The organism is Deinococcus yavapaiensis KR-236, from assembly GCF_003217515.1.
Taxonomy (GTDB): Bacteria; Deinococcota; Deinococci; order Deinococcales; family Deinococcaceae; genus Deinococcus_A; species Deinococcus_A yavapaiensis.
Genome location: NZ_QJSX01000042.1, coordinates 1 through 1,716, shown reverse-complemented (window position 1 = coordinate 1,716; position 1,716 = coordinate 1). Strand labels below are relative to the sequence as shown.

General features: G+C 60.7%; 2 protein-coding genes. One reads left to right on the top strand and one right to left on the bottom strand.

Translation table 11 applies throughout. The annotated features are described in order from the left end of the window. Nucleotides 1-94 precede the first annotated feature (94 nt). On the bottom strand, nucleotides 95-427 hold the full coding sequence (locus DES52_RS22400) for a hypothetical protein (RefSeq protein ID WP_110889050.1): 333 nt from the start codon (nucleotides 425-427) through the stop codon (nucleotides 95-97). A 255-nt stretch (nucleotides 428-682) separates the two neighbouring features. Between DES52_RS22400 and DES52_RS22395 the strand changes: the two genes are divergently transcribed. After that, entirely contained in the window at nucleotides 683-1,246 is a 564-nt protein-coding gene (locus tag DES52_RS22395; protein WP_170131230.1) for a site-specific integrase, read from the top strand. Nucleotides 1,247-1,716: the final 470 nt, after the last annotated feature.

Sequence of the window (1,716 nt, the reverse complement as noted above, 5' to 3'; positions counted from 1 at the left end):
GCAGGGGGTGAATCAACGCCCAGAGTTCGTCACTGACAAGAGGCTTGGGCATACCCAAGCCTCGCAACTCAATCTGAGGTTTTGTTAGGCGGTCTTAGTCCTCGAGCCAGTCGATGACGTTCGGGCTGCTGTCCTCGATGTGGTTCTTCTGGCCTTGCAGGCGTTCGTACGCGTTATTCGTGACGTTCTCGCGTAGCACGGCGAGTCGAGCGGCATCGGGCAACTCCGTCCAGGGGACTTGTTCGCCCGTGTCGAGATGTTCGACGACCCCGGTGTTGTGAAAGTCACGGACGGTTTCCGCGAACGCTTTGACTTGGCTGGTGGAGGGTTGGTCGCTGTCCGTGACGGCTTTGATAACTTGTGCGACGAGGGAGACGTCTTCAGGGGGAAAGCCGGTGAGGGGCCGGGCGGTCGCTTCGTTTTGCAAAGTGGCGTCATATCGAACTCAAACACGAGCACATCGCGAGCCTCATGAAGAACAACCCGACGGGCAGCGTCCCCATCGCGAACCTCTAACTGGCCGCCCTCGAGCGGATGTACGCAGAGCGCGCGGCGTGGTACGTCACCGCAACCGTCCGGCACGGCGTGACTCGCTCGAACCCCGGCGTCCTCGCCGCACTGCCCTGTATAAGAGAAGATCGGCCGGGACCTCTCCCCTGTCGAACTGCAGAAGCCGCTGACTGTGGCGCGTGGGCATCGGCAGTTCGCGTTGTTCGCGACGATTGCCGCGCTTGGCCTGCGGCACGGTGAAGCCCTCGGCCTTCAATGGAACGACCTCACGTGGGACGATCGGGGGAAGGTTGGAACGCTGGCAGTGCAACGCAGCGTCGTCACGCAAGACAACAAGCCCGTCATCACCACCCCGAAAACCAGCGCGAGCTTCCGCACGTTGTACTTCGACGCGGACCTCTGGGCGATTCTCCGAGAACACCGCTTCCAACTCATCACGCGGGGCCTGAACGCCTCCGAGCGCGGCTGGGTCTTCCCGAGCCTGGCGGGGACCACGCAATCGCAGCACAACGTGCGGCGCGACTGGCGATCCATCCTCACCGAGGCGGGCTTGGACACGACGATGCGCATTCAAGGTCTTCAGCATACGTTCGTGTCTAGGTTGATCGAGTCGGGCGCGGATCCGCGCGTCGCGGCAGACGTCGAGGGACACTCCGATCCGTGCATCACCCTCGCGCGGTACGCGCACTCGCAAGCGGAGAAGCGCAAGCAGACGTTGCTGGCGGCACTCCTATGAGTGCCTTGCTCGGCTCCAAGGCGCCTTCGAGCACTGAGGTGGAGAGTGAAGGAAGCGTCAGCGTCATAGGGGTATTACAGGGGTAGTGAAAAAGAAGCGGACGGCAGAAATGCCGTCCTGCTGGTAGACTCGAGCGGATTTGAATCGCTGACCCCTACCGTGTCAAGTTCATCATTCACTCGCTTCGCCATCCCTCATCGAATTTTTCCTCCTACTGGAACAACATTTTCCAAGCTATTCTCCGCCCTATAACTTCAGCGTCCCTCCTACAGCTTCATCTGTAGCGCACGCGTAGCGCATAGCTTGGCACCCTTCACCATTTCCTGCTTGTGGTGTTGTGTTGCGCGCCCGCACAACGAGCAGGCCTTAGTGGGCCGTCAACTTTGATCTGTCATTCGAGACGGGCACAACCGATGCCGTTTCGTCCGCACTTCCTCCGATCGCGGCGTTTCATCACAGGTGTCGGACGC